The organism is Halomonas citrativorans, assembly GCF_014898005.1.
Lineage (GTDB): Bacteria > Pseudomonadota > Gammaproteobacteria > Pseudomonadales > Halomonadaceae > Vreelandella > Vreelandella citrativorans.
The window spans coordinates 1-18,481 of sequence record NZ_JABUYX010000021.1; the positions used below are offsets into that span (position 1 = coordinate 1).

Genomic DNA, 18,481 nt, shown 5'->3' on the forward strand with positions numbered 1-18,481 from the left:
TCATTTAACGATGGTATGCCTCCCGTTGTGGCTGAGGAAAATCTTAAATTACTGTCCGGTATTAGTTGACCACTACAATTATATGCTGCTTATCTGCCGGTTCTTGGCGTGGTTTCAGCCACTCACTGCATCGCCAACCTGGTCCTTGGCTTGGGTCAGGTTGTTTTTGATTATCTTGATGGCACTTCCAACACTTAAAAGGAGTATACCATGGCGCGTTTTGACAACAGAATTGGTCTTATTACTGGGTCTGCCAGCGGCATCGGCAAGGAAATTGCCATTCGTTTTGCTGCCGAGGGTGGTACTCCTATCATCGCTGATCTCAACCTGGATGCCGCCAAGGCCACTGCCGAAGAGATCAAGGCCTCGGGCGCCGATGCGTTTGCGGTGGCAATGAACGTCACCGACGAAGCGCAAGTCGAAAAGGCGGTCAATGAGGTCATTGCCAAGTACGGCAAGATTGACGTCCTGGTCAGTAACGCAGGTATCCAGACCGTGCATCCGCTGGTCGACTTTCCGTTTGAGGACTGGAAAAAGCTGCTGTCCATTCATCTTGACGGCGCATTCCTTACTACGCGAGCCTGTTTAAAGCACATGTACGCCGCCAATTATGGCCGTGTAATTTATATGGGCTCGGTCCACTCCAAAGAGGCCTCTAAGCTCAAGGCGCCCTATGTCACCGCCAAGCATGGCCTGATCGGCCTTAGCAAGGTGCTGGCCAAGGAAGGAGCAGAGTACAACGTGACGTCCAACGTGGTATGTCCAGGTTTTGTGCGCACACCCTTGGTAGACAAACAGATCCCTGAGCAAGCAAAAGAGCTGGGTATCACTGAAGAGGAAGTGATCAAGAACGTCATGCTTAAAGACACCGTGGATGGGCAATTCACTACCACTGACGATGTGGCCGATGCCGTACTGTTCTTTGCGGGCGCCGAGAGCAATGTGATGACCGGTCAGTCGTTGGTAGTAAGCCACGGCTGGTTTATGCAGTAACTGCTAGTCTGCTGAAAGCGGCTTGGTGGCTGAGGCCAGGTGGGTAAGAGAGTAAAAAGCTGTGCCAATCATGCTACAAGAATGCGCCAAAGCCACCGCGCTTGCACATTCTGGACACAATGAAAGACCGGTGCATTCTATAGAGGAGGTATTGGGACAAAAATGCAGAGCTTAGAATCGAAAAAAGCCTCTGAAGAATCAGGGGCTTTTCGAGATAAGTGGCGGAGGGACAGGGACTTTCTGATAAATCACATAACTAATTGTTTTATATATAATATAAGAAGGTATTTAACCTTTTGGTTAGAACTATTGGTTAGAAATTGACTATTTTTTGAGCTAAAATATCCTGACTCAATCAGGGAATCATGAAATGGCTGACCATCTAGTTCAGAAAAACGGAATGTATCACGTAAGGCTTGACATACCCGAAGATGTAAGGAAAGCCTTCGGTGGTCGCAAAGCATTGACGAAGACCTTAAAAACTGGGAGCAAGAGAGAAGCCAACGAGAGAAAGTTGCCAATTCTCCATGCATGGCGGAAGCAGATTCGAAATGCCCGCCAAGGTCAGCCCTTGGCCGAAGCCGAGCGGAGCCAGTGGCCGAAAGCTCAGCAGAAGTACAGCACAAAGCTACCTTTCACTCCTAAACAACTTGAAAAGTTTGAGAAATATCAGAAGGAAATCAAGGAAATATCAACAAAGACCATCGATACTCAAATATCCAAAATTAAACAAATGGATGCTTATTTTAAAGAGAATGGCGACGACCTGACGTTTGGAGCAGTCCATAGGTTCTTAGAAACCCTGGAAGTCACCCCGAAAACAAAGAAGCAATATCTCTATGCTGGAAATAGTTTCCACAAATGGATGTATAAGTATAGTCGTGAGTATCGCACGAAATACAAGCAGAAGTCCCCGCCCTTTGAAGGTCACGACCTGCCATCTATCAAGAAAGGCAAGAAGAAAGAAGAAAAGCGACTCCCCTTTCCTATTGAAGATCTGCCCAAGCTTCACAGCGAAGCAGTAGCAAAAGGAAAGCTAGCACTTGCCGATATGATAAAGATAGCAAGCTATACTGGATGCCGTATTGAAGAAATATGCAAGCTTAAAAATGAGCATATCATCGAAGAAAAAGGTATAAAGTGCCTTTTCATTGAAGAAGGCAAAAATGATTCCAGCATCAGAAAAATACCAATTCATCCTAAAATCAAAAGGTTGATTGATGAGCTGGCGACCAAATCCAGCGACGGCTACTTAATAAAGAGTTCTGGCGGTAATAAGTATGGCATTCGCTCAGACTCCCACAGTAAGGCTTTTGGGAGGCTTAAAACGGGAATGGGCTATGATGCCCGCTATGTCTTCCATAGCATCAGGAAGACGGTCATAACAGCTTTACAGCACATTGATACCCCACCGCTTATCATAGCCTCCATAGTCGGTCATGAAACCGGAACCGTGACGTTTGATATTTACAGTGAAGGAGCAAGTGCTGAACAGATGTTTAAATCTCTAAAAAAGTTAAACATTCCACCCTTCAATACCTAGGTGGCGAAGCCACCGCATAGGATTAAAAACAAAATAATGCCGAAGGCTTAACGTCGTTTTCAACAAAAAATTGAGCTATTGAGTAGACCAGCAGAAAGAAGCAAAGATTTTATGTCATATATAAAGCACTTTTGCTTTATAAAAAAAATCATGGTTGAGTATTTGCTCAACTATAGTTGACCATAAGCTCAACTCTTTGAGTATATGGTCAACTTTTATGCCAAAGATTGAATATCTCTAGCTTTATTTGAAAGAAACCCCACCTTTCATCAGTGGATTATCGCTCTATCAAAATATTTTACCTTAGCCCAAACACTTCTACGTAAACTTGTCCATCCTCCGTATGCTGAGCAGTATAATCGATATTCACGCTTTCATTGTTTCGCCCTTGCAGAGATGCCCCACAAGAAATCTGACCAGTATCTTCATTTCTAGAATTAAGTCTTATATTGGCTAGGTTAAAAGCTGAAACAGTAGCCTCAGTTTCTGACACAACTCTGGCTTGAACCTCATTTGGTTCCATAGACTTATACTCATCATAAGTCATGTTGGCAGCAATCTTTGGCAATCCACCGAGCTCACTATAAAGATAAACTTTAAAAAGCTGTTCTCTTAGCTCTGAAACTGTAATATTCATAACTGTTTCTGTGATATTTTGATCACTACATGAAACATCTGCTTTTGCAGAACATCCCACCAGGAAAGACGCAGCACCAACACAAAACAATTTGGCTATATTCATACTTTTTCCCTTTTGTTTTTACAAACCTCATAAATAGCAGTATGGATGTTTTCCACCTGCTCGTTGTTAATATTTTGGCTATCTGATAAAGAAGCCTCAAGTAACTTAAAAAGAACAGGAAGAACGAGAAAATCCGGCTCTGCATACCAAAGTGAATTACCGCCTTGCGAAGGGTAGCCTATATCACTTCCTTGGCCATTCCAACGTACTCCAAGCCTTCTTAAGGCAGAGCCATCAAAGCTTCCCCATATAGCTGAGTATATTCCATCATCATATAAATCCAATATTCTAGACCACTTGGCAGGCCTGACATCTTTTCCTTTAGGCACTTAAGTTCCCTCCTGCATAAGCATAAAAAAGTTAACAAGATGAAACTTTAAGTTTCTTATTTGCTAACTTTATGTTATAATTAACATTTGCTGTATTTAATATTTTAATTTTAAAGCATATAAACAAGAGGACATTATACCATGAAGAAAAAGAAAATCAAAGTTTACTCAGCCAGCTTTTTATCTAGCTTGGAGGAACCGGGCGGGTTCAAAGGGCTGTTTAATAAGGTTATCAATCTACATGACGATATTGATAGAAAGATAAGAAATCTCAAAGGAGAAGGAATGAATGCAGAAAATAAATCACTCTATAACAAGTTAGGAAAAATGAAACTAGGTGGTTCTGATTATCTGGTCTTTTTATGCTTACTTGGGCACCTGGATTATTACAATAGGGTCACAGTAAGGCAAAAAGATATTGCAGAATTATGCCGAATGTCTCGCCCTCAAGTAAGCAGATCAATAAAAAAACTAAAAGAAATGGGTGTCTTAGAAGACACTAAAGACCTCATTGTTCACTTTGACTTGTTATTTAGAGGCCCAAGTGAAGAGTATGAAGTTAAAAAATCTGAAATACAGATGAAAAAATCCCCGTTCAACCGGATAGTAAGAGGTGATAACTGGGGAGGAGATATAACCGAAAAATACAGAGAGGAAGAGAGAAAGAAGGCAATTCAAGAATTAGACGAAGAGGAAAAAGTTAAAAAAGAATATCTGGAAAAAATTGGAGAAGGGGAATATTTATGAATCATGATGAGACGAGAAATCTAAAAATTAAAGTTTTTATAAAGAAGCTGAGTTCAAAGAGGAAATGAGAAAAACTGTATAATCCAGGTCTGCTTGCACCTTATCAAGGTGGACTCACTCCACCTAGCAAGCTAGGTCGCACTCTGTGCGATGAGCCCGCTTCGCGGGAGGGACCAATGGATGGTCCTAAAAATAACAAATAATATAGGAGGGCCAAGGAATGGCTAATTATGCAATACTAAGAACGAAAAAATTAAAGACAATTCAAGATGTAGCGGGAAGCGGGTCGCATACATTCAGGCTTCGAGATACCCCCAATGCAGACCCCTCGAGACTAAACCTCAACCAAGTTCTAGTTGGTGGTAAAACTAACCTTCTGCACCGTATGGTGGCTGACAGGATTGAGGCAGGAGCCTTCAATGCAAGAGTTCGTAAAGACAGTGTGCGAGCTATTGAGTTCATACTTACGGCTTCTCCTGAATGGTTTGAAAAAGCCACACAAGACCAGTTTAATAAGTGGCAAGAGGAAAATATTAAATGGCTTACAGAAAAGTATGGAGAAGCCAACTTAGCCAGTGCAGTTTTACATATGGATGAGTCCTCCCCCCACATACATGCTCATGTGGTTCCAATAACAAAAGATGGAAGACTTTCTGCTAAAGATTTAATTGGGGGAGACAGAAAAAATCATTCAATACTTCAAACCGATTATGCAAAAGCAATGACACAATTTGGGCTAGTTAGGGGCGAAGAAAAAAGTGTAGCAAAACATCAAGACATAAAGACCTATTACCAAGCCGTAAACGAATCTAAGCAAGAAAAGCTTAAGCTTCCAAAAATAGAAAAACCGCCATTGTTTGGCAGAGATGAATACGTCAAAAAGACAAGGGAAAGAGTAAGAAAGATGGCAAAGTCTGCCAAAATATGGAAGTTTGAATGCCAAAGGCTGAGGAAAGGATCTCAGGTTAAAGCTACGGAAGAAGCTGAGAAAAAAGCCAAAATTGCTAATGAGAAAGTTAGAAGGCTACAAGACAGAAACCAAGAGTTATTGAGGTTTAGAAATCGCATTCATGAAGAGTATGAGCGATACAAGCATGAAAAAGAAAAGGAAAATAACTTTCTCAAAAGTGAAAACGAAAGACTCTTGACAAAAAACCGAAAGTATGCAAAAGAAAATCGCAGATTAAAAGAGGGTAAGACCAAAACGTTTAGCATGAGATGACCAAAGCACTGGCTTCCCTTCTCAATCGCTCCAAAACGGCTTTGAGAGGCTTTTCTGGACAGGAGCAAGGGCTAGGCCTTGCCTAACTGAAAAAACCGGCATATGCCTGAATAGAGCCATACAGTTTTGGTTAGAAACTGTGGTTAGAATACAAAAAAACAAAGCCCGTAAGTCATTGACTTTACGGGCTTTTTAAAAAATGGCGGAGGGACAGGGATTCGAACCCTGGATAGGCTATTAACCTATGCCGGTTTTCAAGACCGGTGCATTCAACCGCTCTGCCATCCCTCCGGCTTATGGGTGCGTATAATAGCAGTATTCCCTTGGAAGTCAATACCTTCTAGCCCAATTAATACAATCGCAGGCCTACACGGGTAATCGTGCCCTTTTCCATTTCGCTGACGACCCAGTGAATACCATGCCAATCCACATCATCACCCACTACAGGATGCCCACCCACGCGCAGTGCGACGAACTCGGCGAGGGTCATACTATGCTCCCCCGGGCTTAGCGTTAAGCCATATGCTTGAGCAACGTCCTGCATAAGTGCGTCGCCCTCTAGCGTGAAAGTACCAAAGAACGCACGCTCATGCTTGAGGCCAGCGTCGCCATTGAATAAGCGGTTTAGCGCAGAAAGATCTTCTGTGCGTCCTATCACGCAGATGACATCGTCTAATTTCAGCCGGGTACTGCCCTTGGGATGCAGCATGGTGTGATTACGAAACAGCGCTGAAATCAACGCACCCGATGGGAAGCGCAGCAGCCGGATGGGCACATCTTCTAGGTCCCGATTTTCGACCACGTAAACAAACATCTCAAAATCGTTATCTGGCAAAATCCCCAGCGGCCCACGGCGGTTAGGCGTTGTGCCTACTGGCACCTCCACTTTTAATAATCGGGCTGCCAACGTGAGCGAGCCGCCTTGTATCAATAGAGACAACAACACAACCGCAAAGGCGACGTTAAAGTAAAGTGACGCATTTTCTACCCCACCAATGACGGGGAAAATGGCCAGCACAATGGGCACTGCTCCCCTTAAGCCTACCCAAGCGATAAAAAAGGTTTCACGCCAGCGAAATTTAAAAAATGGCTTAATGGTAATTAATACCGCCAAAGGGCGCGCAATGAAGATCAGTGCCAGCGCAACCAGGCTTGCGGGTAATGCAACGTCCCACAGCTGGCTGGGTGTTACCAGAAGCCCCAGCACCAGGAAAAGGCCAATCTGGCTTAACCACGCCAGGCCATCGTGCACGGGAAGAATAAAGTTGAGGTGTCGGCCAGGCTGATTGCCGATCATCAGGCCTGCCAGGTAAATCGCCAGAAAGCCACTGCCTCCCAGCACACTGGTAAGCCCGAAAACGCTAAAGCCCAGCGCCAATGCCAGCATGGCATAAAGGCCAGGCGCTAAATCCAGCCAGCGGAGCAGCTTGGCGCTTAGCCAACCACCGCCAATGCCGACAATCAAGCCAATACCAAATTGAGAAACAAAGAAGGTCAGAGTCTCAAATACCCCGCCCATATCACCGACCAAAAGCTCTACCAGCATTAAGGTCAGAAAAATCGCCATTGGGTCGTTGGTGCCCGATTCGATCTCAAGCGTTGCCCCTACCCGCTCGTTGAGGTTCACGCCACGACCGCTAAGCATTGAGAAAACGGCGGCAGCATCGGTGGAACCCACAATAGCGCCCACCAATAACCCTTGCACCAGCGTTAAATCAAACACCCACATAGCGATCATACCCACGACCGCACTGGTGATAAAAACCCCGAAAGTCGCCAGCGAAAGTGCCGGCTTAAAACCTACCCGGAACGTTTTAAGGCGCGTACGTAAACCGCCATCAAGCAGAATCATGGCAAGCGCGAGGTGGCCAATTGTGAACGCCATTGAGTAGTCGTCAAAGGCAACGCCAAGAACGCCTTCCTCCCCTGCCAGCATACCTAGCCCCAGGAAGATGAGCAGAAGTGGCACACCAACCATTGACGAGAGTCGGCTCGCCAAAATGCTCAGTGCCATTAGAGAACCACCAATTAAAAAGAAGGTGTAAATTCCGTCCATGTCTCTCCGTCTCTACATCAATGCCACACTATTATTGCATGCTACCGGTAAATTTACTGTGCGAACTCAGCAGACCAACACGTTCAAGGCTAGTCACGCACCGTTTGTCAGGGATAAACTCCGCATCTCGATATCAGGAGTTATGATTATGTCATGCTGCCTTTCTGGTTATAGGCACTTACGCTTTTTGATGGTGATTTTTTGTTTATTTTTCGCATATTCATTAGCTTATGCAGAACAAGACACGCCGAAGGAGGATCAGACACCGCTTTCTCTTGAAAGTGACATTATGATTCCTGACATGCTGTGGCTATCCGTTGACAGTGATGCTGTTGATGAAGTGCCCACTACGGCGCTAACACCTCCGGCTCCGCTTGAGCCGCCGCCATTGAAAAGCGTGCGTTTAATGCTGGACTGGTATCTTAGTCCTCAGCATGCGGCCTTGGTCGTTGCGCAAACGAGAGACCTGTTTAGCGCACAGGGGTTGGAAGTGGAGCTTCAAACACCGGCGGACCCTGCGATCGCCATAAAGCTGCTGACAGCGGGAGAAGTGGATTTAGCGTTAACGCGCCAGCCATTGCTGCATCTACTTGCCCACGAAGATGCTCCCATCACGCGCATTGCGACACTGATTGAAACGCCGCTTAACGCCGTCATTGTCACTGGCGACGCTCAACCGGAAAATGCGACGCACCTGGCCGGGCTTCATTATGGCTACAACACCCGAGAAGGTGCCAACTTGCTGGTTCCCAAGCTCGTGCCGCGCTCCGTACGCCAAACCGATACATTTTTAGCGCCCCAAAGCGTTCATTTTAATGTGGTCAATGCGTTTACTGAAGAGAGCATAGATGCCATTGCTGACGGCTTTTATCATTTTCTGCCCGAGCAATTAGCCTCAAACGGCATTGCCACGCACACCGTGCGCTATAACGAGCTGGGCATTCCACGCCATGATGGGCTAATTGTAGTGGCCAATAGCAACTCATTAGCCAAAAAAGCCGATACGTGGTCGCGTTTTTTGGTGGCGTTAGAAGAAGCCAGCAACTGGATGGTGGAAAATCCGGAGTCCGCTTGGGAAACGCTGATTGGTGCTCACCCCATTCTTGATAACGCAACCAATGCCAACGCCTGGCCGGATATTCTACGCCGGATCGCATTAAGCCCTGCTACCTTGAACGCACGCCGTTATGCAACGTTTGAAACGTATCTTTTACAGCAAGGGCTAATAGACGCTGAACTGCCCACATCACGTTTGGCCATTGACCCTTACACTCTTTAATCCGGGAGCGCTGATTGTTCAGGAGAAACTCGTAGCGGGGGCTTATCATTAAGACCTGTTAAGTGCAGGCACTGTTTTCAAGCAGCCTAGCGCTCATGGTGTTCCAAAAAGGCCTCAACGGCTTGCTGAAACGCCTCAGGCTGCTCTGCGTGAAGCCAGTGACCTGCGTTTTTAAGCGTTACTACGCGCGCCTGGGGCATCATCTCACGCAAGGCAGGCAGCATATCGTCCGTCACATAGTGCGACTGGGCGCCGCGAAGCACGAGCGTCGGGCCTTCGTAAGGGGCTTCTCCCGCAGGCAAGTCCATAATATCGTCATACCCTCGCTGAATCTCATCCAGCCCTATGCGTAGCCCCAACTCGCCTTCTTCAGTACGCGCTAAGTTGGTCGCCAGAAATAGCCGTGTAGATCGCGAATCAACGTGTTCAGCCAGCAGCTCATCGGCTTCACGACGATTTTTTGGCCGGCCTTCTCTAACACGCTTAAGGGCCGCAAAAACATCATCATGGCCATGCTCATAAACGACCGGGGCGATATCGCCTATTGTCAACGTCACTACGCGCTGGGGCGCCAGCCTTGCAAGGCTGATAGCAACTTTACCGCCCATGGAGTGGCCAAGCACATGCGCCTGAGTAATAGAGAGACTATCGAGCAGTGCAATGACGTCCTGGGCCATCGTGGCATAACGCATATCATCGCTATGCGGTGAACGACCATGGTTACGTAAATCCACGGCAATGACGCGGCGCGAACGCTGCCAGACTTTCAAATGGGAGCGCCAGTTGTCGGCACTACCCATTAAGCCATGAATCACCACAAGCGGTGTCGCATCGGGAGTTCCTTCACTCTCCATGTCCAGATAGTGAAGGTCCACCGTGGCAGCATCAGTCATGTAAACTCCCTAAGCGTTGATTAATCAGGTGATTGTCAACAAGGCCGTCATTGTTAAGCAACAACGATTAGCCGTACATTATTAAACCGTACGCGGAGATAGGTCGGTATGCCCCGTCCAAACCACTAAACGGCGCGTCAACCAGGCAAGCAGCAAGCCGTATAAGGGTAAAAAGAACAGCAGGCTGATGGCGAGCTTTATGGCATAGTCCACCGCAGCAATTTCTAGCCAGTTTGCGGCCATAAAGGCGTCAGGGCTGTTATAGAATGCGGTGGAGAAGAACGCGTAAGTGTCAGCAAGATTGCCAAGCACCGTCGAGCATACCGGCGCTACCCACCAGGCCAATTGACGCAAGCGATCAAATACCTGCACGTCCAGTAACTGCCCTATGACATACGCAAGAAAGCTTGCCAGCGCAATGCGCGCCACAAACACATTCCACTCGCCAAGTGCTTCAAACCCGGCAAAACTGCCTCGCGGAAATACGACCGACACAACATACGACACGACCAGAGCGGGCAACATCACGCGCAAGATGATGGCGCGTGCAGCATTTTTGCCGAAAAGGCGGACCGTTAAGTCAGTGGCCAGAAAGATAAATGGAAAACTAAACGCTCCCCAAGTGGTATGGAACCCAAAGAGCGTAAACGGCAGCTGAACAAGGTAGTTACTGGCAGCAATAATGCCGATATGGAAGGCGACCATTACCACGAGGCAACGGCGGTACTGCGTATCACTTAGTGCAAACATGCAAAATGACCTTTTTTTACAAGCCAAGAGGGGTTAGGGAACCCTCATAAGAAAGCGCATAGCGCTGCTGGCCGCGCATTATACGCGTTCTTAACTACATTAAAAGTCGCCACCCTGCCTGTCAGCACTTAATTGACTCAATCACTCGGCGTTGCTTTATCGGCATCGCCGATAGCGCGTTCACACATGGCGATACGCACATCCTCCAGGCTTGCCGGGTCATCAATGGTGGAGGGGATCCCAAACGCCTTCCCATCTGCAATCGTGCGCAATAGCTTTCGCAATATTTTTCCAGAGCGGGTTTTCGGCAAACGGTTGACCACCAGCACCTGCTTAAAACATGCGATAGGACCAATATACTCACGGACACGCGCGATCAGCTCATTTTCAAGCGCTATTTCATCGCCGTTAAATCCATCCTTGGGAATCACCAGGCCAAGGGGGATTTGTCCTTTCAGCATATCGTGGATGCCAATCACCGCACATTCAGCCACCGCAGGGTGCGCCCCCACCACCTCCTCCATTTCTCCGGTGGAGAGCCGATGCCCTGCCACATTGATCACGTCATCGGTGCGCCCCATAATGAACAGATAACCCTCTTCATCGAAGTAGCCGCCGTCGCCAGTTAAGTAGTAACCCGGAAACGCCGCCATATAAGCGCTGTGAAAACGCTGGGGGTCATGCCAAATGCCCACCAGGCACCCAGGCGGCATCGGTTGCTTGATAACCACACTCCCCTGCTCCATGGGTGCTGCGGGTTCGCCGTCGCGGCCTAACACCTGTACATTAAATCCAGGCACCGGCAAGGTCGCCGACCCCGCTTTAATAGGCATGGTTGCCAGGCCTGGTTGGTTAGCAGCAATCGGCCAGCCTGTCTCGGTTTGCCACCAGTGATCAATCACCGGCACATCCAGCAGATCATCCAGCCAATGAAATGTAGGCGGGTCAAGTCGCTCACCCGCTACAAACACGTACTTCAAGCTACTGATATCGTACCGGGAAAACAGCGCGGCATCCGGATCCGCTTTTTTAATTGCCCGAAAAGCCGTGGGCGCGGTAAAGAAGCTTTTGACGTTGTATTCCTCAATAATGCGCCAGAAGCTACCCGCATCGGGTGTATTGACCGGTTTGCCTTCATAAACAACGCTGGTACAGCCTCGCAGTAGCGGGGCGTAAACAATATAGGAGTGGCCTACCACCCACCCCACATCTGAGGCAGTAAAAAATACGTCGCCAGGCTCCAGGGCGTAAATTGCCTCCATCGAGTACTCAAGCGCCACCGCATAACCGCCAGTATCCCGTACCACACCTTTGGGTTTTCCCGTCGTGCCTGAGGTGTACAAGATATACAGGGGATCGGTCCCTTTTACGGGAACACATTCGGCAAAGGCGGCGCTGGCCACTAAATCCTTCCAGTCATAATCACGCTCGCCCAAGGTAGCCGGTGCTATGTCACGCTGATAAATCACACAGGCATTCGGCTGGTGAGTACTTAATGCCAGCGCCTGGTCAATGATTGGCTTATAGGGAATGACCTTATCTACCTCAACACCACAGGAGGCAGCAACCACCACGCTGGGTTCAGCATCCTCGATTCTTGCCGCAAGCTCATGAGGCGCAAAACCGCCAAAAACGACGGAATGGACGGCCCCAAGCCGCGCACAGGCATACATCGCGACCAAGGCTTCAGGAATCATGGGCATATAAATCACCACTCGATCCCCTTTTTTTACGCCAAGTTCGGAAAGCGCACCGGCAAAGTAGGCTACCTGATCACGCAGTTGCCGGTAGGTTAACGTTGCCTTGGCATGCGTTACGGGTGAATCCCAGTAAATAGCAGGCTGTTCCGCTCGGCCCTGCTCAACATGGTGGTCGAGCGCGGCATAGCAGATGTTGATCTCACCATCGCTAAACCAGCGAGCATGCTGCTGGTCATCATAGGTAAGAATCCGTGTAGGTGGCGTAAACCAGGGCAGGCGTTTGGCCTGCTCAGCCCAGAAGTGTTCGGGCTGACTGTTCGCTTGCAGGTAGGATTCTTGGTAGCGGCTCATAATGACCCTGTCTTTATTGTATTATCGAAGTAGCATTGAATAGCTCCTACTCTATAAAGTAATTGCCGTACTCACCCTCATACTATCGGCTAAAGACGGACAATGGGCCAGGGAAGACGTTAAAGAGCCAGCGTTATCATTGATTAACCGTTAAATGAAGATTTGGACAAAACTCACTAAATTACCGATTATTAAATTAATCATCGTTGCACTGCGGCGATGGCATAACAATTGATAAAAATGCATGTATAAACACTAAAAATGACCGCTTCCCGTCCAGTGTAGGCAAGGAGATTATGATGTCTGCGTCCTCAAGCGCCGCTGCATGTCTGCTCGAAAATAACTGCCAAAACCTTGTATCAGCTACGAATTTATTAAAAGCCTTGGCGAATGAAAAACGCCTACAAATACTCTGCTTACTGGCCGAGGAGGAGCTTTCGGTCACGCAGATTAATCAGCAGCTTTCACTGAGCCAATCGGCGCTTTCGCAGCATCTGGCTATTTTACGCAGGGATGAGCTGGTCAATACACGACGTGAGTCACAAACCATTTATTACTCCTTGCGTAGCGACAGCGCCAAGGCAATTTTAGACACCCTGGCGCAGCACTATACAACGTAAAAAACGCACTGTTTTTAGGGACTACCGACGCTGCCAGCCGGAGGCCTCCAGCATGCTGAGAGCCTTTAGCGCGGCGTTTTCTACACCCGCCGAGACCGCCAAGCCTATTTTGCGGCTGATAGTTTTCGGCGCTTCAAGGCGCACATGGTATACATTGGCGTCGGCCATTCGTTCAACCAGATACGCCTCACTGGTGCCCAGGCTATCGATCAACTGATTGACAACGGCTTCGCTGCCGTACCAAATTTCCCCTGTTGCCAGGGTATCGATATCCATTTCAGGGCGGTGGCTACTCACGTAGTCCTTAAACAGGCGATGAGTATTTTCCAGGTTTTCTACAAATTTTTCACGGCCTTCCTGGGTATTCTCACCAATCACCGTTAGCGTGCGCTTGTACTTACCCGCCGTAAGTAGCTCAACGTCAATATCATGACGTTTAAGAAGGCGGTGAATGTTCGGCACCTGAGCGACCACACCAATTGAGCCAATTACCGCAAACGGCGCAGCTTTAATATGCTGAGCCGTACAGGCCATCATATATCCGCCGCTGGCCGCCACCTTATCGACACACACGGTGGTAGTAAGGCCCGCGCTTTGCAGCCTATCCAGTTGTGCGGCAGCCAATCCATAGGCATGCACAAGCCCCCCAGCAGACTCCAAACGTACCACTACTTCGTCATTGGGCTCAGCGACATCAATAATGGCCGATACTTCCTGAGCGAAAAGCTCCGTTTGAGAAGCTTTGATATCACCGTGAAAATCCAGCACCCATACTCTGTTCTTTGATCGAGTAGCCTCTTTGCTTTTCGCTGTTTTTTGACGACTCTTGTCTTCCTGGCGAAACCCCTTAAGCAGCTTTTTACGCGCGCCCTGCTCAGTGGCAGCCATGCGAAGACGGCGATTACGCGACTGACGCTGCTCATTGAGTGGCTCAATATGCAACCGAAGATCACTTTCTTGAGTTGCTTTGCTGCGCAAGATCAGCAAGGCGACGCCTCCCAGCAATCCAACAACCATCGTCGCTTGCACCAGAAAGGTGCCCATTCCTGCTATCCATTCACTCACGTATACGCTCCTGCCAAGGTTTAGCACTATCGTTCAATATCCGTTCGCACGGCTTGAACTAAACGATTGTTTAAAATACTCTCATTCACATTCATCGGGTCATTGATGACCCATTTATATATTTTACCGCCTTTGGAGAGATAGTTATGTCAAACAGCACGCTTGATAAGTTGAAAGCACGCTTTAATCCGGATGCGGCTGAGGGTATGGACGAAGTATTTCAATTTCACTTTGAAGATGCGGGTGATCACTACCTTGTTATCAAGGATCGCGCTCTGGATGTTCAGGAAGGCGAACATGATGATCCTTCGGTCAGCTTGAGCATGGGCACAGATACCCTCAAGGGTATTATGACAGGTGATATCAATGGCATGACCGCCTTTATGACTGGCAAGTTAAAAGCAACCGGCAACGTAATGCTGGCCACCAAACTCACCAGCCTGTTTCCCAACTAAACGCTCGCCGTGAACTTTTTAAGCCAGGGTGTTAGTGGCTTACTCACGCCATTTAGCCAAATGCGTTTCAATCAGTTCACGTGAAATGGAGTACGGCGGCGGCAACGAAGGTAGTTGCCGCGGCGAAAACCAGGCCGCATCGCTAATCTCTACCCCATCGATATTAATACGCCGCGTGGTCGCTTCAGCAAAAAAACCAAACATCAGTGAATGGGGGAATGGCCATGCCTGACTTTGGTGGTAGCGCAGCTTATCAACATGTACACCCACTTCCTCGAACACTTCACGATGGACAGCCTCTTCGGCTGACTCACCCGGTTCAATAAAGCCTGCCAGGGTCGAGTAACGTCCTGGCGGGAAACGTGGGCTTCGTGCTAACAGCATCGCTTCACCGCTGGTGACCAGAGTGATAATACACGGTGAAATACGTGGGTAGTTGCGATGCCCACACGCATTACAGTGCATGGCGAATTCAGCTTCAAGCCTCGTGGCCGCAGCGCCACAACGTCCGCAAAAACGGTGATTCTCAAGCCATGCGCCAACCTGAAGCGCGGTAGAAATCAAGCTAAACCACCCGCTGGGAAGATCCGCCATCCATTGGCGCCCATCAATCCAGTCATCACCCGGCTCTTTATCAACCCATAGCGCTACTGGCTCGTCATTCCAGTAACACAACGGCTGCATTTGTTCAGTCCAAGGTTGATAAGGCTGAAGCGGCGTCAGCTCCTGGTCGCCCGATAGAGGGGCTGGCGCCAGTTGGCTGCGCGATAGACGAACAACGCGCCCTTCACGTACATGGTGGGGAATCTCACGCCTAAGCATTGTGATCACGTTCCTCAAACCAATTCAGCTTATGTGCCTGGCATTTTGCCTGATGAGCGGCGTGCTCTTGTGCGCTTGGACGGATGACACGCAACTGACCGGGTGTAAGCGTTAGCCGCTGAACCGATAGGCCTTCATTTGACGAATCGGCCTGCTGCTCTTCTGAAGACGTGGCAGCATCCAGCGTCAATGCCGTTTGCCCTCCCGTCATGGCCAGATAAACGTCGGCCAGAATCTCGGAGTCGAGCAACGCCCCGTGGAGCACACGGTGGCCGTTATCAATGTCATAACGCTTACACAGGGCATCCAGGCTATTACGCTGACCTGGATGCAGCTCCCGGGCCATTGTGAGCGTATCCAGAACGCGGCAGTGCTCACGCACCGGACCTAATGGCGCTCCACTGCGCTGCTTATTTAACCGGCCAAATTCATGATCCATAAAACCCACATCGAAGGGGGCATTATGAATAACCAGCTCTGCGCCTTCGATAAAAGCCCAGAACTCGTCCGCTATTTGAGCAAACACTGGCTCGTTTGCGACCTTTTCATCGTCAATGCCGTGAATTGCCACGACTTCTGCGTCGATATGCCGCTCAGGGTTGATATATTGATGATAGGTACGCCCAGTAAAACGGCGATTCACCATTTCAACGGCGCCAATCTCTACAATGCGATGGCCATCCTTGGGGTCGATACCGGTCGTTTCGGTATCCATGATAATTTGGCGCATCACGCTCTCCTCTGCTGGTGCTCATCAATGGCTTCATTGGCGAGCGCATCAGCGCGCTCATTACCTGGATGCCCGCTATGCCCTTTTACCCAGTGCCACTCTACCTTGTGTCGATGGGTCTCTTCGTGCAGCGCTTTCCACAGCTCGGCGTTCTTGACTGGCTGCTTGGCGGCGGTTTTCCAGCCGCGTTTAACCCAGTTGTGAATCCACTGAGTAATGCCTTGGCGAACATACTGAGAGTCGGTCCATAGCGCGATCTCACACGGCTTATTGAGCGTGCGCAGCGCCATAATGGCAGCCATTAATTCCATCCGGTTATTAGTGGTGTCAGCTTCATAACCTTTTAAGGTCTTTTCATGCTCGCCGCTAGACAGCACCACCCCCCAACCGCCAGGGCCAGGATTTCCCCGACATGCACCATCGGTATATACCGTGACCTGCGGTAGCTGCTCGGCCGCTTGATTACTCAATCTTTCCATCCTTTATTAACAGGTATTGGCGCTACGTATCCTGATGAGACTGGTTATGCGCCGGTTTACCTCTGCGTGTAGCACCGAGCGATGAAGAGGAAACAGGGCGTTGTAGCGCAAACTTAATGCGTTTGACGTAAGCCGACTGCTGGCGGCGATGTGCCTGGATCATGTAACTTTCCCCCCAAGGCAAATTATGCCGACGCCCCAGCGCCTCTCGCCCTTCGGGGCAAGACGCATTCAGCAAGCCTCTAAAACAGCAATAGTCTACGCGTTCGACCTCAAAATCGACAAATGCTAGCCAGTCACGCAGTCGCCCAAGCTTGTGCCACTGCCCGTTCCAAGGGAATTCGGGCCGGCGTTTACGCCACTGATGTGCCAGGCCTTTAACGCTCAGAGGATTAAAACCAAAGAGCACCAGCATTCCGTTGTCCGCCGTCACTCGTGCCGCTTCTTGTAGGGTGTGGTGAGGGTTTTCCAATTGCTCTAGCCAGTGGTGGATGATAACTACATCCATACAACGATCAGGCAACGCCAAACGGTCAGGTGGGCAAACCAGCGTTGATGGGCTGGTGGCGAACTCAAGCGTTGGAACCCAGCGGACCGCGTGCGGTATCGACGACATGGTCATCAAAGAAGGCCCCATGCTTATCTCCAGGCTATGCCTGCCCGCCCGGCTTTCAACCACGGGCCCTAGGCAAGCACGTTGCACGTCCCACAGTGATCGACCAGTATCCGTTTTCCAGTAGGCTTGGCTATTTACCAAGCGGCTGGTCATCGCCTTATCGGCCGTTGTCGAATTTGACATGGACAGCGCTTCCCTCCAAAGTAACGGCTTTTTAACGCTTTCTATGTGTCTTTTCAACGTACTTATCAGCGTAATGACAGCAGGTTTGCAACCCTTAAAAGGATCTCGCCCATGATGAGCGTGACACCGATTCCCGCCCTTAGCGACAACTATATTTGGCTATTGAGACAAGATACCAGTCAAAGCGTTTGCGTGGTGGACCCCGGTGAGGCCGATCCTGTCATCAAGCTGTTAGAGCGTGAATCGCTGACGCTGGACACCATTCTGATTACGCATCATCACCATGATCATACGGGAGGCTTGGCAACGCTCATCAAGCGCTACTCTCCCCATGTCATTGGTCCAGCGAATCCGGATATTCAGGGTATTAATCAGCATGTCGGTGACGGCGACACCGTGCGTGTGATGGGACGCCAATTTGATGTCATGGCAACCCCTGGGCACACGCTTGATCACATTAGCTTTTATACGCCGGGTATTCCGGCACTACTGTTTTGTGGAGATACGCTGTTTTGTGCAGGCTGTGGCCGTTTATTTGAAGGCACACCCGAACAAATGCACACGTCATTGAACAAACTCGCGGAACTACCTGCCGATACACTGGTCTTTGCTGCTCATGAATACACACAGGCGAATCTTGTATTTGCCCACGCAGCTGACCCAGAGAATGACGATGTGACTTATGCCTTAAGTGAGTGTGAAAAGGCTCGGGCATTAAATCGCCCCACCTTACCCAGCACAATAGGACGCGAGCTGAAAATTAATCCCTACCTGCGCGTCGGTACCCAAAGCGTACGCCAAGCGGCAGGAGAACAGGGAGCTAATGACAACGACCTCGCGACGTTCGCCACTCTACGTGAGTGGAAGAACCGATTTTAAGAACGCTCCAGAAACCAAATGAATTAA

General features: G+C 49.0%; 19 protein-coding genes and 1 tRNA gene. 8 read left to right on the forward strand and 12 right to left on the reverse strand.

Features of this window, described 5'->3' with window-relative positions; all coding sequences use genetic code 11:
* The first annotated feature begins 210 nt into the window (after nt 1–210).
* Nucleotides 211–993 (forward strand): 3-hydroxybutyrate dehydrogenase, encoded by a 783-nt coding sequence (locus INT20_RS14640; RefSeq protein WP_193057179.1) that lies wholly within the window; start codon nt 211–213, stop codon nt 991–993.
* Between the two features lie 370 nt (nt 994–1,363).
* A complete protein-coding gene (locus tag INT20_RS14645; RefSeq protein WP_193057180.1) occupies nt 1,364–2,536 on the forward strand; it encodes a tyrosine-type recombinase/integrase in 1,173 nt (390 codons plus the stop codon).
* A 298-nt stretch (nt 2,537–2,834) separates the two neighbouring features.
* Here the strand turns inward: INT20_RS14645 and INT20_RS14650 are convergent, their stop codons facing one another.
* Both INT20_RS14650 and INT20_RS14655 read right to left on the reverse strand, forming a co-directional pair.
* Nucleotides 2,835–3,278 carry a hypothetical protein gene (locus tag INT20_RS14650; RefSeq protein WP_193057181.1) on the reverse strand — a complete coding sequence of 148 codons (444 nt, stop codon included), beginning with the start codon at nt 3,276–3,278 and terminating at the stop codon, nt 2,835–2,837.
* Nucleotides 3,275–3,607, reverse strand: coding sequence for a hypothetical protein (locus tag INT20_RS14655; RefSeq protein WP_193057182.1), 333 nt, complete (start codon nt 3,605–3,607; stop codon nt 3,275–3,277). Before INT20_RS14655 ends, INT20_RS14650 begins: the two co-directional genes overlap by 4 nt.
* Nucleotides 3,608–3,748: 141 nt before the next feature.
* On the opposite strand from INT20_RS14655, the gene INT20_RS14660 reads away from it, so the two are divergent.
* Entirely contained in the window at nt 3,749–4,354 is a 606-nt protein-coding gene (locus INT20_RS14660; RefSeq protein ID WP_193057183.1) for a helix-turn-helix domain-containing protein, read from the forward strand.
* A gap of 220 nt (nt 4,355–4,574) precedes the next feature.
* Entirely contained in the window at nt 4,575–5,576 is a 1,002-nt protein-coding gene (gene mobV, locus INT20_RS14665; RefSeq protein ID WP_193057184.1) for a MobV family relaxase, read from the forward strand.
* Nucleotides 5,577–5,776: 200 nt separating this feature from the next.
* On the opposite strand, the gene INT20_RS14670 is transcribed toward mobV, so the two are convergent.
* Both INT20_RS14670 and INT20_RS14675 read right to left on the reverse strand, forming a co-directional pair.
* Nucleotides 5,777–5,867 (reverse strand) — tRNA-Ser (locus tag INT20_RS14670).
* A 58-nt stretch (nt 5,868–5,925) separates the two neighbouring features.
* Nucleotides 5,926–7,632, reverse strand: coding sequence for a potassium/proton antiporter (locus INT20_RS14675; protein WP_193057185.1), 1,707 nt, complete (start codon nt 7,630–7,632; stop codon nt 5,926–5,928).
* 289 nt (nt 7,633–7,921) lie between these two features.
* On the opposite strand from INT20_RS14675, the gene INT20_RS14680 reads away from it, so the two are divergent.
* Nucleotides 7,922–8,911 carry an ABC transporter substrate-binding protein gene (locus tag INT20_RS14680; RefSeq protein WP_226912193.1) on the forward strand — a complete coding sequence of 330 codons (990 nt, stop codon included), beginning with the start codon at nt 7,922–7,924 and terminating at the stop codon, nt 8,909–8,911.
* A gap of 86 nt (nt 8,912–8,997) precedes the next feature.
* On the opposite strand, the gene INT20_RS14685 is transcribed toward INT20_RS14680, so the two are convergent.
* The 3 genes from INT20_RS14685 to INT20_RS14695 form a co-directional block, all read right to left on the reverse strand.
* The gene (locus tag INT20_RS14685; protein WP_193057187.1) at nt 8,998–9,804 is read right to left on the reverse strand and encodes an alpha/beta fold hydrolase; all 807 of its coding nucleotides are present in this window, start codon (nt 9,802–9,804) and stop codon (nt 8,998–9,000) included.
* Nucleotides 9,805–9,885: 81 nt separating this feature from the next.
* On the reverse strand, nt 9,886–10,554 hold the full coding sequence (locus INT20_RS14690) for a 7-cyano-7-deazaguanine/7-aminomethyl-7-deazaguanine transporter (protein WP_172118764.1): 669 nt from the start codon (nt 10,552–10,554) through the stop codon (nt 9,886–9,888).
* Nucleotides 10,555–10,691: 137 nt separating this feature from the next.
* A complete protein-coding gene (locus INT20_RS14695; protein ID WP_193057188.1) occupies nt 10,692–12,605 on the reverse strand; it encodes a propionyl-CoA synthetase in 1,914 nt (637 codons plus the stop codon).
* A 299-nt stretch (nt 12,606–12,904) separates the two neighbouring features.
* Here INT20_RS14695 and INT20_RS14700 point away from each other — a divergent pair, with 299 nt between their 5' ends.
* Entirely contained in the window at nt 12,905–13,225 is a 321-nt protein-coding gene (locus INT20_RS14700) for an ArsR/SmtB family transcription factor (protein ID WP_087111368.1), read from the forward strand.
* Nucleotides 13,226–13,246: 21 nt separating this feature from the next.
* Here the strand turns inward: INT20_RS14700 and sohB are convergent, their stop codons facing one another.
* A complete protein-coding gene (sohB, locus tag INT20_RS14705) occupies nt 13,247–14,290 on the reverse strand; it encodes a protease SohB (protein WP_193057189.1) in 1,044 nt (347 codons plus the stop codon).
* A gap of 146 nt (nt 14,291–14,436) precedes the next feature.
* Between sohB and INT20_RS14710 the strand changes: the two genes are divergently transcribed.
* Nucleotides 14,437–14,745 carry an SCP2 sterol-binding domain-containing protein gene (locus INT20_RS14710; protein WP_172118767.1) on the forward strand — a complete coding sequence of 103 codons (309 nt, stop codon included), beginning with the start codon at nt 14,437–14,439 and terminating at the stop codon, nt 14,743–14,745.
* 39 nt (nt 14,746–14,784) lie between these two features.
* Here INT20_RS14710 and nudC read toward each other — a convergent pair whose 3' ends face one another.
* The 4 genes from nudC to INT20_RS14730 are packed head-to-tail and all read right to left on the reverse strand — an operon-like array spanning nt 14,785 to nt 17,575.
* A complete protein-coding gene (gene nudC, locus INT20_RS14715; protein ID WP_172118768.1) occupies nt 14,785–15,567 on the reverse strand; it encodes an NAD(+) diphosphatase in 783 nt (260 codons plus the stop codon).
* Nucleotides 15,560–16,297: a DNA polymerase III subunit epsilon gene (dnaQ, locus tag INT20_RS14720; RefSeq protein ID WP_172118769.1), complete on the reverse strand. Its 738-nt coding sequence runs from the start codon at nt 16,295–16,297 to the stop codon at nt 15,560–15,562. The genes nudC and dnaQ overlap by 8 nt, the downstream gene beginning before the upstream one ends.
* The gene (gene rnhA, locus INT20_RS14725; RefSeq protein WP_406565437.1) at nt 16,297–16,776 is read right to left on the reverse strand and encodes a ribonuclease HI; all 480 of its coding nucleotides are present in this window, start codon (nt 16,774–16,776) and stop codon (nt 16,297–16,299) included. Before rnhA ends, dnaQ begins: the two co-directional genes overlap by 1 nt.
* Nucleotides 16,777–16,798: 22 nt before the next feature.
* Entirely contained in the window at nt 16,799–17,575 is a 777-nt protein-coding gene (locus INT20_RS14730; RefSeq protein ID WP_172118771.1) for a class I SAM-dependent methyltransferase, read from the reverse strand.
* 111 nt (nt 17,576–17,686) lie between these two features.
* Here INT20_RS14730 and gloB point away from each other — a divergent pair, with 111 nt between their 5' ends.
* Nucleotides 17,687–18,454 (forward strand): hydroxyacylglutathione hydrolase, encoded by a 768-nt coding sequence (gloB, locus tag INT20_RS14735; protein ID WP_193054592.1) that lies wholly within the window; start codon nt 17,687–17,689, stop codon nt 18,452–18,454.
* The last annotated feature ends 27 nt before the right edge of the window (nt 18,455–18,481 follow it).

Excerpts from the sequence above, each read along its gene's own strand:
- INT20_RS14690 (WP_172118764.1), bottom strand. The coding sequence starts at position 10,554 with ATGTTTGCACTAAGTGATACGCAGTACCGCCGTTGCCTCGTGGTAATG.
- INT20_RS14710 (WP_172118767.1), top strand. The coding sequence starts at position 14,437 with ATGTCAAACAGCACGCTTGATAAGTTGAAAGCACGCTTTAATCCGGAT.
- mobV (WP_193057184.1), top strand. The coding sequence starts at position 4,575 with ATGGCTAATTATGCAATACTAAGAACGAAAAAATTAAAGACAATTCAA.
- nudC (WP_172118768.1), bottom strand. The coding sequence starts at position 15,567 with ATGCTTAGGCGTGAGATTCCCCACCATGTACGTGAAGGGCGCGTTGTT.
- dnaQ (WP_172118769.1), bottom strand. The coding sequence starts at position 16,297 with ATGCGCCAAATTATCATGGATACCGAAACGACCGGTATCGACCCCAAG.
- gloB (WP_193054592.1), top strand. The coding sequence starts at position 17,687 with ATGATGAGCGTGACACCGATTCCCGCCCTTAGCGACAACTATATTTGG.
- INT20_RS14640 (WP_193057179.1), top strand. The coding sequence starts at position 211 with ATGGCGCGTTTTGACAACAGAATTGGTCTTATTACTGGGTCTGCCAGC.
- INT20_RS14685 (WP_193057187.1), bottom strand. The coding sequence starts at position 9,804 with ATGACTGATGCTGCCACGGTGGACCTTCACTATCTGGACATGGAGAGT.
- INT20_RS14660 (WP_193057183.1), top strand. The coding sequence starts at position 3,749 with ATGAAGAAAAAGAAAATCAAAGTTTACTCAGCCAGCTTTTTATCTAGC.
- INT20_RS14700 (WP_087111368.1), top strand. The coding sequence starts at position 12,905 with ATGTCTGCGTCCTCAAGCGCCGCTGCATGTCTGCTCGAAAATAACTGC.
- INT20_RS14675 (WP_193057185.1), bottom strand. The coding sequence starts at position 7,632 with ATGGACGGAATTTACACCTTCTTTTTAATTGGTGGTTCTCTAATGGCA.
- INT20_RS14730 (WP_172118771.1), bottom strand. The coding sequence starts at position 17,575 with ATGTCAAATTCGACAACGGCCGATAAGGCGATGACCAGCCGCTTGGTA.
- INT20_RS14695 (WP_193057188.1), bottom strand. The coding sequence starts at position 12,605 with ATGAGCCGCTACCAAGAATCCTACCTGCAAGCGAACAGTCAGCCCGAA.
- INT20_RS14645 (WP_193057180.1), top strand. The coding sequence starts at position 1,364 with ATGGCTGACCATCTAGTTCAGAAAAACGGAATGTATCACGTAAGGCTT.
- INT20_RS14650 (WP_193057181.1), bottom strand. The coding sequence starts at position 3,278 with ATGAATATAGCCAAATTGTTTTGTGTTGGTGCTGCGTCTTTCCTGGTG.
- rnhA (WP_406565437.1), bottom strand. The coding sequence starts at position 16,776 with ATGGAAAGATTGAGTAATCAAGCGGCCGAGCAGCTACCGCAGGTCACG.
- INT20_RS14680 (WP_226912193.1), top strand. The coding sequence starts at position 7,922 with ATGATTCCTGACATGCTGTGGCTATCCGTTGACAGTGATGCTGTTGAT.